Here is a 12,838-nt window from a genome sequence, read left to right on the forward strand (position 1 = left end):
GCGAACGACCGATGACGCTTCTCTCCCGCACGGCCGACAATCTGTTCTGGATGGCGCGCTACATGGAGCGGGCCGACAGCGTGGCGCGCATTCTCGATGCCGCCTATCGCCTTTCCTCGCTGCCGACCGCTTACGGCGGGCTGACCAGCGAGTGGGATTCGGCCATCGCCACGGCGGGCTGCACCGCTGCCTACGCCGCCGCGCACGAGAAGGTGACGCCGGAGGCGGTGGTCCACTTCCTGGCCGTCTCGCCGGAGAATCCCTCCAGCATCCGGCGCTGCCTCGAGATCGCTCGCGCCAATGCCCGCGCCGAGCGCACGGCGCTGACCATCGAGATGTGGGAGGCGATCAACGACAGCTATCTGACCATGCAGGGTTGGGTCGACCGCGGCGTGTCGCTCGCCGATCTGCCGCGCTTCCTCGCCTTCGCCAAGGAGGCGGCACTGCGCTTCGACGGCTCGGCCCATCGGACCATGCTGCGCACGGACGCCTTCTGGTTCACCTGCCTTGGCCTGTGCACCGAGCGCGCCGACAATACCGCCCGTATCCTGGACGTGAAATACCATGTGCTCCTGCCGGATCATGCACGAGTCGGCGGCGGGCTCGACTATTACCAGTGGGCCTCCATCCTGCGCTCCGTCTCGGCGCTGACGAGCTATCGCTGGGTCTATCGCGACAGCGTCAAACCTTGGCTCGTGGCGGATCTCCTCATCCTCAAGGAAGACATGCCACGCTCGCTTGCTGCCTGCTACCGCAGCATCAACGGCTATCTCGACGAGCTCTCCACGGCCTATGGCTGGCAGGGCAACAGCCAGCGCCTCGCCCGCAGTGTTCACATGCGTCTCGGCAACACCTCCATCGAGACCATCTTCCAGTCGGGCCTGCATGAATTCGTCGAGAGCTTCCTCGCCCAGAACAACGAGCTCGGTGCAGCCATCGCCGAGCAATACCTGAGCTGAACCGGGCCATGCGCATCCGTGTGTCGCACACCACCCGCTACGATTATTCCCCGCCCGCAAAGTCGGCGATCCAGCTTCTGCGCCTGACGCCGCGCGGCCACGAAGGCCAGCACGTGCGCCACTGGCGCATCGATGTCGACGCCCCGTGCCGGCTTAAGGCGGGGGAGGACGCGCTCGGCAACATCACCCATGCCTTCACGCTCGAGGGGCCGATCCAGTCCTTCTCGGTGACGGTCGACGGGGAGGTGGAGACGCAGGACAGTGCCGGCGTCGTGCGCGGCACGGTGGAGCGCTTCCCGCCCGGCCTCTTCCTGCGCACGACGACACTCACCGAGCCAGACGATGCGATCCTCGCGCTTGCGGGCGAGGTGCGCGAGGCGATGAGGCGGGATCCCATCGTCGGTTTACACGACCTGTCGGGCATGATCCACGCCCGCATGGCCTTCGACACCGAGGCGACGACCACGGCGACGAAGGCGGGCGCGGCGCTCGCCCTCGGCCACGGCGTCTGCCAGGACTTCGCTCACATCTTCATCAGTGCCGCGCGCGTTCTCGGCGTGTCGGCGCGCTACGTGTCCGGCTATCTTCTGCGTCATGACGGGCTCGTCGTGCAGGAGGCGGGGCACGCCTGGGCCGAGGCCCATGTCGGCGGACTTGGTTGGGTCGGCTTCGACCCCGCGCACGGCCTCTCGCCAACGGACGCCTATGTAAGGCTCGCCGCCGCGCTCGACTACCACGGGGCCGCGCCGATCCTCGGCAGCCGCTACGGTGGCGGGCAGGAGAGCCTCGACGTCAGCGTGCGCGTGGAGCACGCCCGGCGCCAGATCCAGAGCTGAGGGTAGACGCGGGCTTGCCTCGGGGCGCGGCTTCGTTCTATCGCAACGTCGCCGCCCGAAAGCCGGCGGCGAGGGATATTGCGGGAAAGGCGGGCGCAGCCATGACCTATTGTGTCGGCATCCTGGTGCGCGAGGGGCTCGTGATGCTGGGCGACACCCGCACCAATGCCGGGCTCGACAACATCGCCACCTTCCGCAAGCTCACCGTGCTGGAGGAGCCGGGCGAGCGCGTGATCATGCTCGCCACCGCCGGCAACCTGTCGATCTCCCAATCGGTCATGACCCTGCTCACCGAGGGCATCGAGACGGAAGCGGGCATGCGCAGGACGCTGATGGACGTCGAGAGCATGTTCGAGGCGGCGACGCTCGTCGGCGATGCGATCCGCAGGGTCTACGGCACCTACGGCGAGGCCCTGCAGCAGCAGAGCATGTCCTTCGACGTGACCTTCCTGATCGGCGGTCAGATCAAGGATCGCCGGCTGCGTCTCTTCCAGGTCTATGCCGCCGGCAACTTCATCGAGGCGACGCAGGACACGCCCTATTTCCAGATCGGCGAGCACAAGTACGGCAAACCCATCCTCGACCGTTCGATCTCCTATGACGTCGAGCTGCTCGATGCGCTGAAGCTCGCGCTCATCTCGATGGATTCGACCCTGCGCTCCAACCTGAGCGTCGGCCTGCCGGTCGATGTGGCGGCGTGCCGGCGCGACGAACTGAAGGCAGCCATCTCCTATCGCATCGCGCCGGACGAGCCCTATTTCCGCGACCTGCGCGAGCGCTGGTCGAAAGCCCTGCGCCAGGCGCATCTCGCCATCCCGCGCCCGCCGTGGATCGGGTGATCGCTGCCCACGGCTGGTGGTTATCACTTTGCGTGGTGCGAAGTGGAGGGCCGCGGAGCGCAACGGCCCCCGTCTTGGCCGGACTTGCCCAAAGTAGGTTGGGCCTGCCCGATTTGCGTCACTTCGAAGAGACGCAACGGGCGCGTTGCTGTTGCCATTCAAGCCTTTCAGCTTAGTGCCGGCGTGTGTGGAGGTCGCGATAAGCGCGGGCGGGACGGGGAGGGCGAGCCGGAGCGTTTTTCGGCATGGGCGCGCTTCGCATGAACCGACGGCCGCGCCGCGCTGGCATCATGCGCCATACGCGCCTCTTTGACGGCATTAAGACGGGCGACATGCATATCATGCATATATTTCCCCGCAGCTAGGTCTCGTCCTTCCTTGCCGGCGCGGGGCGGTCGCGGGTAGAACGGTCATCATCCTGAGAATGGCCGCACCCGCCTGCCGGCAGGGATGCGACGGATTTGTCATGCGAACCGACCTGTCGACCCAGCCCCAGACCGGTGGCGAGCGTTTCGCGCCGGCCTACCCGCCGTTCTTCGAGTTCGTGGCGCTCGTCGCGCTGCTGATGAGTCTTGCCGCCTTTTCGATCGACAGCATCCTGCCGGCCTTCGGCCCTATCCAGCAGGAGTTCGGCGTCGTCGACGGCAACGACCTGCAACTCGTCGTCTATGCCTATATGGCGGGCTTCGGCATCATGCAGCTGTTCTTCGGCCCGGTGGCCGACGTCGTCGGCCGCCGGCCGACGCTGATGGCGGGTCTTGCCATCTATGTCGCCGGCACCGGGCTCGCTTTGATGGCCGACGGCTTCCACATGCTGCTCGTGGCGCGCTTCGTGCAGGGCACGGGGGCGGCGGCGGCGCGCGTGCTCGTCGTCACCCTTGTGCGCGACCGCTATTCCGGTCGCGAGATGGCGCGCGTCATGTCGCTCGTCATGATGCTGTTCATCACCGTGCCGATTATCGCGCCGGCCGTCGGCAGCGCCATCCTCGCGGCGAGCGAGTGGCACATGATCGTCGTCGCCATGTTCGTCATGGCCGTCCTCATCTTCACCTGGTTCGCGCTGCGCATGCCGGAGAGCCTCAACCCGGCCTATCGCAAGCCCGCGGCCGTCAGGCCGATCCTCGTCGACGTGCGCCGCATCCTCGCCTCGCGCCTGTCCTTCGGCTACGCGACCGCGATCATGCTGATGCAGGGCTGCATCATGATCTACATCGGCCTTGCGGCGCAGGTCTTCGAGACCGACGGCTACCGCCTCGGCCCCGTCGGCTTCCCGCTCGTCTTCGGCCTGCTCGGGATCATGCAGGGCGTGGCGTCCTACCTCAATTCGCGGCTCGTCGGCCGTTTCGGCATGCGCCGCATGTCCCATGCCGCGCTCTGCGGCTTCTGCGTGACGACGGGGCTGCTGCTCGTCATCGCCCTTGCCACGGGCGGGCTGCCGCCGCTCTCCGTCTTCGTCGGCCTGCTGGCTGTCAGCCATTTCCTCTTCAGCCTGACGATGCCCAATTTCAACGCCATGGCGATGGACGAGCTCGGCGACATCGCCGGCACCGCCTCGTCCTTCATCGGCTTCTATTCCACCGTTGCGAGCGCGATCACCGGCGCCCTCATCAGCCGCACCTTCGACGGCACGGTCATTCCCCTGTGCGGCGGCTATCTCGGCCTCGGCCTTGCCTGCCTCGCCGTGGTGCTGTGGGCGGAACGGGGCCGGCTGTTCAATCCGCACCAGGCCGAAGCAACGCGATAGAGCAATGCCCGGCCGGGTTGTCCGGCCTGGGCTTTCATGGTCTCATCGCGCCTCTTTCCGGGCCTCAGGCCCCACAGCTTGCGGGATGATCCCATGACGCAGACGATGCCCATGCGGCGGCTCGGCCGCTCGGGCCTGACGGTGTCGCGCCTCGTCCTCGGCACCATGATGTTCGGCGGGCGCACGGACGAGGCCGAGGCCGGACGCATCATCGCCCATGCGCGCGAGGCGGGCGTCAATTTCATCGACACGGCGGACGCCTACAACGATGGCCGCTCGGAGGAGATCGTCGGCCGCGCCATCCGGGCGCAGCGCTTCGACTGGGTGCTGGCGACCAAGCTCGCCAATCCGATGGGCGAGGGGCCCAACCGGCGCGGCCTCTCCCGCCGTTGGATCATGCAGGCGACGGAGGATTCGCTGCGGCGCCTCGGCGTCGAGACCATCGACATCCAGTACCTGCACAAGGAAGACAACGAGACGCCGCTCGAGGAGACCGTGCACGCCATGGCCGACCTCATCCGGGCCGGCAAGGTGCGCTATTTCGGCGTTTCCAACCACCGGGCTTGGCGCGTGGCACGCATCGCGGCGCTGTGCGACGAGATCGGCATCGACCGGCCGGTGGTGTGCCAGCTCTACTATCATGCGCTCTATCGCCCGGCGGAGGTCGAGCTGCTGCCGGCCTGCACGGCGCTCGGCATCGGCACGGTCGCCTACAGCCCGCTGGCGCGCGGCGTGCTGACGGGCAAGTATGCGCCCGGTGCCGCCGCCCCCGAGGGCAGCCGGGCCGCGAGCGGCGACAAGCGCATGGGCGAGACAGAGTTCCACCCCGCCAATCTCGAAGCCGCCGCGCGGCTCAAGGCCCATTGCGACCGGCGCGGCCATGACATGGGCGCCTTCGCCGGCGCGTGGGTACTAGCCAATCCGCTGATGACCGGCGTCATCGCCGGGCCGCGCACCATGGAGCAGTGGCAGGCCTATCTCGCCGCGCTCGATCTTTCCCTCGACGCGGACGACGAAGCGGCCGTCGATGCCGTGGTGCGGCCCGGGACGACGGCCATTCCGCAATATATCGACCCGGCCTATCCGGTGGAGGGGCGGCCGGTCGCGTGACGCACTGCCGCCCGATCGGGCATTCTGCCTAGAGAACGAGCAGACCGATGCCGGCGAGTGCCATCGCCCCGCCGGCCGCGCGCGTCGCCATGAGCGGCAGGCGCGGCACGGCGCGGGGGGAGAGCGTGATGCCGATGCCGTGCAGCAGGGCCGTGGCGGCGACGAAGCCCACGGCATAGCCGGCCGCATCGGCGCCGGCCGCCATCTCGGCCCCGTGCGCATGGCCGTGGAAGACGGCGAAGGCCGCCACAAGTGCGGCGCCCGCGGCCGCCGGCAGCTTCAGGCCGAAAGCGAGCGCCGCCCCGAGCACCACGACGGACAGGGCGATGCCGATCTCGACGGCGGGCAGGCCGACATCGGCGATGCCGAAGAGGCCGCCGACGACCATGAAGGACAGGAAGGCGAGGGGATAGGACCAGGCCGCGCGGCCGCCCGAGACGCCGGCCCACAGGCCGACGGCGACCATGGCGAGGACATGGTCGAGGCCACCGAGCGGATGGAGGAAACCGTCCATGAAGCTCGCGGCAGCGCCCGCTCCGGTGTGGGCGAGTGCCGGGGATGCGGCGAGGGTGAGGACGCCGAGGGCGGCAAGGCGGGCGGTTCTGGTCGGCATGGATGCTGGCCTCGTTGGTTGCGCTGTTGCTGCCGCATCACGCAAATGTCGGGCCATTCACGCAGCCGATTTCAGCCCGCCGGCCTCCTCGATGAAGCGCGCCACCGTCTCGACGCCTTCCCCGCTGCGGATGTTGGTGAAGACGTAAGGCCGCGACGGACGCATGAGCTTGGTGTCATGCTCCATCACGGCGAGGTTCGCGCCGACATGAGGCGCAAGGTCGATCTTGTTGATGACGAGGAGGTCGGAGCGCGTGATGCCGGGCCCGCCCTTGCGCGGGATCTTCTCGCCGCCCGAGACGTCGATGACGTAGATGGTGATGTCGGCGAGCTCGGGCGAGAAGGTGGCGGCGAGATTGTCGCCGCCGGATTCGATGAGCACGAGGTCGAGCCCGGGGAAGCGGCGCATCATCTCGTCTACGGCGGCGAGATTGATGGAAGCATCCTCGCGGATGGCCGTGTGCGGGCAGCCGCCGGTCTCCACGCCCATGATGCGCTCGGCCGGCAGGGCGCCGGTGCGCGTCAGGATCTCGGCGTCCTCTTTCGTGTAGATGTCGTTGGTGATGGCGCACAGGTCGTAGGTGCCAGCGAGGCGCTTGCACAGCGCCTCCATCAGCGCCGTCTTGCCGGAGCCGACGGGGCCGCCGATGCCGACGCGCAGGGGACCGTTGGGGGAGGGCATGGGTTCGTCTCCTTGAGGCTCGGCCCGTTCACGAGCGGAACAGGCGGGTATATTGCGTCTCGTGCCTGAGCGAGGCGAGATCGGAGCGGAAGGCGGCGCCGCCGAGATCGTCGAGGCCCGCCGCGTCGGCCTCGCCCGCCACCTGCCGGCAGAGGGGCACGAGCGCGGCCGTCACCGCCTGCCCGTCGGTCTGGCCGACGACCCCGAGGCGCACGGCGGCCGAGACGAGATTGGCCGTGAAGGCGGCGAGAAAGGCTTCAAGCGTCATGGCGAGCGGCAGGCCGTGGCCCGCCGCCGCGACGCCGAGCGCGACGGGATAGGCGACGTCGCCCTCCCACGCGCCGTTCAGCAGGTCGAAGGCGGGCGTCGGCCAGGTCTTGCGGGCCGTAAGCACGAAGGCATTGCCCTGGGTAACGGTCTCCAGCAGCCGCTCGCGGGTCGTGGCGAGGGCGAGCGCCAGCTCCGCGACGCCGGCGAGGGCAGCTCGGTCGCGGGCCGTCACAGCCCGGTGGGACGCGGCGAGCAGGATGGCGTCGTTGCGGCCGGCGCCGTGGGCGAGGATGTCGGCGAGCCAGTTCTCAAGGCTCGCCGCATCCCGGATATCGCCGGCCTCGGCCGCCCATTCGAGCCCGTGGCTGTAGGCGAAGGCGCCGACCGGGAAGGCCGGGGACAGCCACGTCATCAGGGTCAGCATGGGCGAGGCGCCGGCGGGCGCCGCCTCACCTGTGGTCATGCCCGTGATCGTGATGGTGGTGGCCATGCTCGTGATGGTCATGGTCGTGATGATCGTGGCCGCAATCGCAGGCGCCATGCTCATGGTGATGCGCGTGGTCGTGCCCATGGGAATGATCAGGCCCGTGGCTGTGACCATGCCCGTGATCGTGCCCGCCGTGATCGTAGGCGCCGCGCTCGGGGCGGAAGGGGCGTTCCACCCTGGCGACGGCGCAGCCGAGACCGCGCACCATCTCGGCGAGTACAGGGTCGTCGGAGATAAAGATGGCGTCCGCCGTGATCTCGGCCGGCGTGTGGCGGTTGCCGATGTGCCAGGCGACCTTGAGTAGCCTCAGCGGGCTCTCGGCGCGGATCTCAATGAGCTTTTCCGGCGCGGCGCGCACGGCGACGAGCCGCCCGTCCTCGAGCTTCAGGGCGTCGCCGTCGTCGAGCACGGTCGCCTTGTCGAGGTCGAGCAGGAAGGAGAGGCCGCCGTCGGCGGTCAGGGTCACGCGGCGGCGGTGGCGGTCGTCATGAACGAGGGTGACGGTGTCGACGACGCGCTCGGCCTTGACGGCCGGGCGGCGGACGACGGAAGCGGCACGGAGCATGATGTTCTCCAGTTCAGTCGGGCGATGTGCCCGCGTTAGTAGCAGGAAACGGCGTTTGTGCTACTAACCTGCCCGATGTCGGATGTATCTGCATCAGAACAGGAAATACCGCTGCGCCATGGGCAGCACCTTGGCCGGCTCGCAGACAAGCAGTTCCCCGTCGGCCGTCACGGCATAGGTCTCCGGATCGACATGGATATCCGGCGTCGCGCCATTGTGGATGAGCGAGGCCTTGGAGATGCCGGAGCGGGTGTTGTCGACGGGCAGCAGCTTCTTCTCGACGCCCAACCTGTGATCGATGCCGCGGTCGAGGGCGGCCTTGGAGACGAAGGTGACGCTCGTCTCCGTCAGGGCCTTGCCGAGGGCGCCGAACATGTGTCGGTAGTGCACCGGCTGCGGCGTCGGGATGGAGGCGTTGGGGTCGCCCATGGCGGCGGCCGCGATGGTGCCGCCCTTGACGATGAGGTCCGGCTTCACGCCGAAGAAGGCCGGCGACCACAGCACGAGGTCGGCGAGCTTGCCGACCTCGACCGAGCCGATGTGGGCCGAGACGCCGTGGGCGATGGCCGGGTTGATGGTGTATTTGGCGATGTAGCGCTTGACTCGCTGATTGTCGTTGCCGCTCTCGCCGGGCAGATGGCCGCGCTGCACCTTCATCTTGTGCGCCGTCTGCCAGGTGCGGGTGATGACCTCGCCGACGCGGCCCATGGCCTGGCTGTCGGAGGACATCATCGAAAGGGCGCCGATGTCGTGCAGGATGTCCTCGGCCGCGATCGTCTCCTTGCGGATGCGGCTCTCGGCGAAGGCGAGGTCCTCGGGGATCGACGGATCGAGGTGGTGGCATACCATGAGCATGTCGAGATGCTCGTCGAGTGTGTTCACCGTGAACGGTCGTGTCGGATTGGTGGAGGAGGGCAGCACGTTCGGCAGGCCCGCCACCTTGATGATGTCCGGCGCATGGCCGCCGCCGGCTCCTTCCGTGTGGAAGGCATGGATGGTGCGGCCCTTGAAGGCGGCGATGGTGTCCTCGACGAAGCCTGACTCGTTGAGCGTGTCGGTGTGGATCATTACCTGCACGTCGTAGTCGTCGGCGACGGAGAGGCAGCAGTCGATGGCCGCGGGCGTCGTGCCCCAGTCCTCGTGCAGCTTCATGGCGCAGGCGCCGGCCTCGATCTGCTCGACGAGCGCGCCTGGCAGCGCGGCATTGCCCTTGCCGGCGAAGGCAAGGTTCACCGGCAGCGCGTCGGCGGCGCGGATCATCTGCTCGATGTGCCAGGGGCCGGGGGTGCAGGTGGTCGCATTGGTTCCCGTCGCCGGGCCCGTGCCGCCGCCGAGCATCGTGGTGATGCCGGACATCAGGGCATCCTCCACCTGTTGCGGGCAGATGAAGTGGATGTGCGCATCGAAGCCGCCGGCCGTGAGGATCTTGCCCTCGCCGGCGATGACCTCGGTACCCGGGCCGATGACGATGGTGACATTCGGCTGGATGTCCGGGTTGCCGGCCTTGCCGATCGCCGCGATGCGCCCGCCCTTGAGGCCGACGTCGGCCTTCACGATGCTCCAGTGGTCGACGATGAGCGCATTGGTGATGACGGTGTCGACCGCCCCCTGCGCGCGCGTCGCCTGGCTCTGGCCCATGCCGTCGCGGATCACCTTTCCGCCGCCGAACTTCACCTCCTCGCCATAGGTGGTGAAGTCGCGCTCCACCTCGATGAAGAGCTCGGTATCGGCGAGCCGCACCTTGTCGCCCGTGGTCGGGCCGAACATGTCCGCGTAAGCCGCGCGGGAGAAGGGGAAGGGCATGGGCGTCCTTTCTGGCTAGACGGGACGGAAGAGCCGGCTTCGGCTCGCCTTTCCGTCGAAGGTCAGGGTGCCGTCGCAGCCTGCGCGCTTGTTCAGGGCGGCGATCAGGGCGTCGGCGAAGTCGAGTTGCTCCGCTTTCATGATTTCGAGGCCGTCGATGACGGCATCGCGGTCCGCGATGACATAGCCGGGGCTTTCCAGCAGCGCCTCGATGGCCATGATCACGTCGGTGCGGCTCGCCCGGTAACGCCGCTGCAGGTTCCAGACGAGCTCGACAAGGACGACACTGTTGACGAAGCCCGGCGCCTCGGCGCTCAATGTCTCGAGCAGCCGCACCGCTTTCGGCGATTGCGCCGGGTCGTCGTTGGTCAACGCCCGCAGCAGGACGTTCGTGTCGAGCCCGATCACGGGGCTTCATCCGAAGCGGAGCGCTTCGACCTTTCGTCACGCGCAGCCGTTTCCGCGGCAATGGCCTCATCGTCAGACCCGAAACGAGGATCGGGCTTCAGATGGGCCAGCATGCCGGCGAGCGCCGCGGCGCTCTTGGCCCTGATGCGCATCCTGATCGTGCCGTCGTAGCCCTCGAAGAACTCGACGAGGTCGCCGGACCTGATGCCGAACTTGTCGCGCAGGGAGGCAGGAAGGGTTATCTGCCCCTTGCTGGTAACCGTAGAGGCGCCTATGTGCGTCATATTAGATATCTCCTTACAAATTTGAAGGAGGATAGCATTTTAACGGTACGCCTTACAGTCTGCCCATCACCTGCTGGCGGAAGCCGTAGACCTTGCGCTCGCCGGACAGCGCGACGAGCGTGACCTCGCGCGTCTGTCCGGGCTCGAAGCGCACGGCGGTGCCGGCGGGGATGTCGAGGCGCATGCCGCGGGCCTTGTCCCGGTCGAAGGACAATGACGGGTTCGTCTCGTAGAAGTGGCAGTGCGAACCGACCTGGATCGGCCGGTCGCCGGTATTGGCGACGGTGAGCGTCACCGTCTCGCGGCCTTCGTTGAGGACGAGTTCGCCCGGCGCGGCCAGCGTCTCGCCGGGCTGGAGCGCGCCGGTCGCGCCGCGGATGGGGTTGTGCACGGTGACGAGCTTGGTGCCGTCGGGGAAGGTCGCCTCCACCTGCACGTCGGGGATCATCTCGGCGACGCCGTCCATCACCTGTTCCGGGGTGAGCACGTGCGCGCCTGCCTCCATCAGCTCGGCGACCGAGCGGCCGTCGCGCGCGCCCTCGACGACGAAATCGGTGATGAGGGCGATGGCCTCCGGGTAGTTCAGCTTGACGCCGCGCTCCAGGCGCCGGCGGGCGACCATGGCCGCCATGGCGATCAGGAGCTTGTCCTTCTCGCGCGGGGTGAGGTTCATCGCATCTCCTCCAGCTACCAGTAGCGCGGCACGCTGCGGCCGCGGAAAGTTTCGATCGTGCGCACGCTGTCGGCGCGCAGGGCCGCCGGGTCGGGTCCCATCAGCCGGGCGACGAGCAGGCCGTTCCAGGCGCTCGCGCCGCATTCGCTCGTCGCGCCGGCGAGGGCCGCGCGCATGGCGTCGAGCCGCGCCTCGGCGTCGGGGGCGACGTGGAGGATCGTGGCGAGCGCGCGTGCTTCACCGCCGATGGCCGGGCGTGCGAGCCGGGCCGCGATGCCGCCGTCGAGCCTGACCGCCTCCGCGAAGATGAGCCGGCCGTCCCGGCGGATCGACCAGCGGTCGTCGAGACGCCCTTCGGTAACCGCCTCGCCCATGGCGGTGCGGCCGAAGACGAGGCTCTCCGCGAGGGTGAGCGAGGCGTCCGGCGCCATCTCGACGTCGAGCCGGCGCACGAGCCGCGCCCGGTCGAAGAGGATCATCTCCTGTGGCAGCCAGGCAAGATGGCTGCCCGCGCCGAGTCTGAGCGCGATGTCGATGCGGGTGGGAGCATCCTCGGCCCGGTAGAGTTTCTCCGCTGCCTGGCTCGTGACGAGGGCTTGCGCGCCCGGGGCGAGGGCGATGTCGACGCGCATGTGGTCGCCGCCCGCCATGCCGCCGCCGGTGTTGATGAGGGTGCCTTCGCAGATGTCGGCGTTCCGCGGGAAGCGGATGCGGTAGCCCCCGCTCTCGGCCACCGTCAGCGCCTGTGTGCGCTCGCCGGCTGTCCCGAATGCGACGCGCACGCCGCCTTTCGCGCGCACGAAAGCGGGCACGCCGGGGACAGATGCGGCCGGAGCCGCGCCGGCGTGGCCCATGTCGGACCGCATATCAGACCGCAAGGCGCTGGCGGACATCGTCCTCCACCATGGTGTCGCGCGTGCCGGAAAGGACGATCTGGCCGCGCTCCATGACGGCGAAGGTATCGCACAGGTCGCGGGCGAACTCGAAGAACTGCTCGACGAGCACGATCGCCATGTCCCCCTTGCCGCGAAGATAGTCGATGGCGCGGCCGATGTCCTTGATGATGGAGGGCTGGATGCCCTCCGTCGGCTCGTCGAGCACCAGCACCTTCGGCCGGGTGACGAGCGCGCGCGCGATGGCAAGCTGCTGCTGCTGGCCGCCGGAGAGGTCGCCGCCGCGCCGGCCGAGCATGTCCTTCAGCACGGGGAAGAGCGTGAAGATCTCGTCCGGCACGTGCCGGTCGCCGCTCTTCAGGGGCGCAAAGCCGGTCTCCAGGTTCTCGCGCACGCTGAGCAGCGGGAAGATCTCGCGGCCCTGCGGCACGAAGGCGATGCCGCGGCGGGCACGATCATAGGGCTCGAGCCGCGAGATATCCGCCCCGCCGAGGCTGATGCGGCCGGCCGAGATCGGCTGCCGGCCGACGATGGCGCGCATCAGAGAGGTCTTGCCGACGCCGTTTCGGCCGAGCACGCAGGTGACCTTGCCCGCCTCTGCATCGAGCGAGACCCGGCGCAGCGCCTGGGCGGCACCGTAGTGCAGATCGATGGAATCGACGCTCAGCATGGC

General features: G+C 68.4%; 15 protein-coding genes. 5 read left to right on the forward strand and 10 right to left on the reverse strand.

What is annotated here, in order from left to right; translation table 11 throughout:
• Positions 1 to 11 precede the first annotated feature (11 nt).
• The 5 genes from ASC46_RS16995 to ASC46_RS17015 all read left to right on the forward strand — a co-directional run bounded on the left by ASC46_RS16995 (position 12) and on the right by ASC46_RS17015 (position 5,488).
• A complete protein-coding gene (locus tag ASC46_RS16995) occupies positions 12 to 959 on the forward strand; it encodes an alpha-E domain-containing protein (protein ID WP_055460486.1) in 948 nt (315 codons plus the stop codon).
• A gap of 8 nt (positions 960 to 967) precedes the next feature.
• Entirely contained in the window at positions 968 to 1,795 is an 828-nt protein-coding gene (locus ASC46_RS17000; RefSeq protein ID WP_055460487.1) for a transglutaminase family protein, read from the forward strand.
• Positions 1,796 to 1,896: 101 nt separating this feature from the next.
• Complete coding sequence (locus ASC46_RS17005) at positions 1,897 to 2,634, forward strand: proteasome-type protease (protein WP_055460488.1); 738 nt, start codon at positions 1,897 to 1,899, stop codon at positions 2,632 to 2,634.
• 466 nt (positions 2,635 to 3,100) lie between these two features.
• Positions 3,101 to 4,378, forward strand: coding sequence for a multidrug effflux MFS transporter (locus ASC46_RS17010; protein WP_055460489.1), 1,278 nt, complete (start codon positions 3,101 to 3,103; stop codon positions 4,376 to 4,378).
• Positions 4,379 to 4,483: 105 nt separating this feature from the next.
• The gene (locus ASC46_RS17015; RefSeq protein WP_055460521.1) at positions 4,484 to 5,488 is read left to right on the forward strand and encodes an aldo/keto reductase; all 1,005 of its coding nucleotides are present in this window, start codon (positions 4,484 to 4,486) and stop codon (positions 5,486 to 5,488) included.
• A 28-nt stretch (positions 5,489 to 5,516) separates the two neighbouring features.
• Here ASC46_RS17015 and ASC46_RS17020 read toward each other — a convergent pair whose 3' ends face one another.
• From ASC46_RS17020 to urtE, 10 genes are all read right to left on the reverse strand, one after another.
• Positions 5,517 to 6,101: a HupE/UreJ family protein gene (locus ASC46_RS17020; RefSeq protein WP_055460490.1), complete on the reverse strand. Its 585-nt coding sequence runs from the start codon at positions 6,099 to 6,101 to the stop codon at positions 5,517 to 5,519.
• A 57-nt stretch (positions 6,102 to 6,158) separates the two neighbouring features.
• The gene (gene ureG, locus ASC46_RS17025) at positions 6,159 to 6,782 is read right to left on the reverse strand and encodes an urease accessory protein UreG (protein WP_055460491.1); all 624 of its coding nucleotides are present in this window, start codon (positions 6,780 to 6,782) and stop codon (positions 6,159 to 6,161) included.
• Positions 6,783 to 6,810: 28 nt separating this feature from the next.
• Positions 6,811 to 7,557 (reverse strand): urease accessory protein UreF, encoded by a 747-nt coding sequence (locus tag ASC46_RS17030; RefSeq protein WP_245280602.1) that lies wholly within the window; start codon positions 7,555 to 7,557, stop codon positions 6,811 to 6,813.
• Positions 7,502 to 8,104 (reverse strand): urease accessory protein UreE, encoded by a 603-nt coding sequence (locus ASC46_RS17035; protein ID WP_055460492.1) that lies wholly within the window; start codon positions 8,102 to 8,104, stop codon positions 7,502 to 7,504. Before ASC46_RS17035 ends, ASC46_RS17030 begins: the two co-directional genes overlap by 56 nt.
• Before the next feature lie 93 nt (positions 8,105 to 8,197).
• On the reverse strand, positions 8,198 to 9,907 hold the full coding sequence (gene ureC / locus ASC46_RS17040) for an urease subunit alpha (protein ID WP_055460493.1): 1,710 nt from the start codon (positions 9,905 to 9,907) through the stop codon (positions 8,198 to 8,200).
• Positions 9,908 to 9,922: 15 nt separating this feature from the next.
• Positions 9,923 to 10,315, reverse strand: coding sequence for a type II toxin-antitoxin system VapC family toxin (locus ASC46_RS17045; RefSeq protein WP_055460494.1), 393 nt, complete (start codon positions 10,313 to 10,315; stop codon positions 9,923 to 9,925).
• Complete coding sequence (locus ASC46_RS17050) at positions 10,312 to 10,599, reverse strand: AbrB/MazE/SpoVT family DNA-binding domain-containing protein (RefSeq protein WP_055460495.1); 288 nt, start codon at positions 10,597 to 10,599, stop codon at positions 10,312 to 10,314. Before ASC46_RS17050 ends, ASC46_RS17045 begins: the two co-directional genes overlap by 4 nt.
• Before the next feature lie 52 nt (positions 10,600 to 10,651).
• Entirely contained in the window at positions 10,652 to 11,272 is a 621-nt protein-coding gene (locus tag ASC46_RS17055) for an urease subunit gamma (protein ID WP_055460496.1), read from the reverse strand.
• A gap of 14 nt (positions 11,273 to 11,286) precedes the next feature.
• On the reverse strand, positions 11,287 to 12,054 hold the full coding sequence (locus ASC46_RS17060) for an urease accessory protein UreD (protein WP_245280603.1): 768 nt from the start codon (positions 12,052 to 12,054) through the stop codon (positions 11,287 to 11,289).
• 85 nt (positions 12,055 to 12,139) lie between these two features.
• Entirely contained in the window at positions 12,140 to 12,835 is a 696-nt protein-coding gene (gene urtE / locus ASC46_RS17065; protein ID WP_055460497.1) for an urea ABC transporter ATP-binding subunit UrtE, read from the reverse strand.
• Positions 12,836 to 12,838: the final 3 nt, after the last annotated feature.

Origin of the sequence: Chelatococcus sambhunathii, from assembly GCF_001418005.1 — a bacterium.
GTDB classification, from domain to species: Bacteria; Pseudomonadota; Alphaproteobacteria; order Rhizobiales; family Beijerinckiaceae; genus Chelatococcus_A; species Chelatococcus_A sambhunathii.

Bases quoted from the DNA above. Each gene is read 5' to 3' on its own strand.
- ASC46_RS17015 (WP_055460521.1), top strand. From the start codon at position 4,484: ATGCCCATGCGGCGGCTCGGCCGCTCGGGCCTGACGGTGTCGCGCCTC.
- ASC46_RS17050 (WP_055460495.1), bottom strand. From the start codon at position 10,599: ATGACGCACATAGGCGCCTCTACGGTTACCAGCAAGGGGCAGATAACC.
- ASC46_RS17010 (WP_055460489.1), top strand. From the start codon at position 3,101: ATGCGAACCGACCTGTCGACCCAGCCCCAGACCGGTGGCGAGCGTTTC.
- ASC46_RS17035 (WP_055460492.1), bottom strand. From the start codon at position 8,104: ATGCTCCGTGCCGCTTCCGTCGTCCGCCGCCCGGCCGTCAAGGCCGAG.
- ASC46_RS17020 (WP_055460490.1), bottom strand. From the start codon at position 6,101: ATGCCGACCAGAACCGCCCGCCTTGCCGCCCTCGGCGTCCTCACCCTC.
- ureC (WP_055460493.1), bottom strand. From the start codon at position 9,907: ATGCCCTTCCCCTTCTCCCGCGCGGCTTACGCGGACATGTTCGGCCCG.
- urtE (WP_055460497.1), bottom strand. From the start codon at position 12,835: ATGCTGAGCGTCGATTCCATCGATCTGCACTACGGTGCCGCCCAGGCG.
- ASC46_RS17055 (WP_055460496.1), bottom strand. From the start codon at position 11,272: ATGAACCTCACCCCGCGCGAGAAGGACAAGCTCCTGATCGCCATGGCG.
- ASC46_RS17030 (WP_245280602.1), bottom strand. From the start codon at position 7,557: ATGACCATCACGAGCATGGCCACCACCATCACGATCACGGGCATGACC.
- ASC46_RS17005 (WP_055460488.1), top strand. From the start codon at position 1,897: ATGACCTATTGTGTCGGCATCCTGGTGCGCGAGGGGCTCGTGATGCTG.
- ureG (WP_055460491.1), bottom strand. From the start codon at position 6,782: ATGCCCTCCCCCAACGGTCCCCTGCGCGTCGGCATCGGCGGCCCCGTC.
- ASC46_RS16995 (WP_055460486.1), top strand. From the start codon at position 12: ATGACGCTTCTCTCCCGCACGGCCGACAATCTGTTCTGGATGGCGCGC.
- ASC46_RS17000 (WP_055460487.1), top strand. From the start codon at position 968: ATGCGCATCCGTGTGTCGCACACCACCCGCTACGATTATTCCCCGCCC.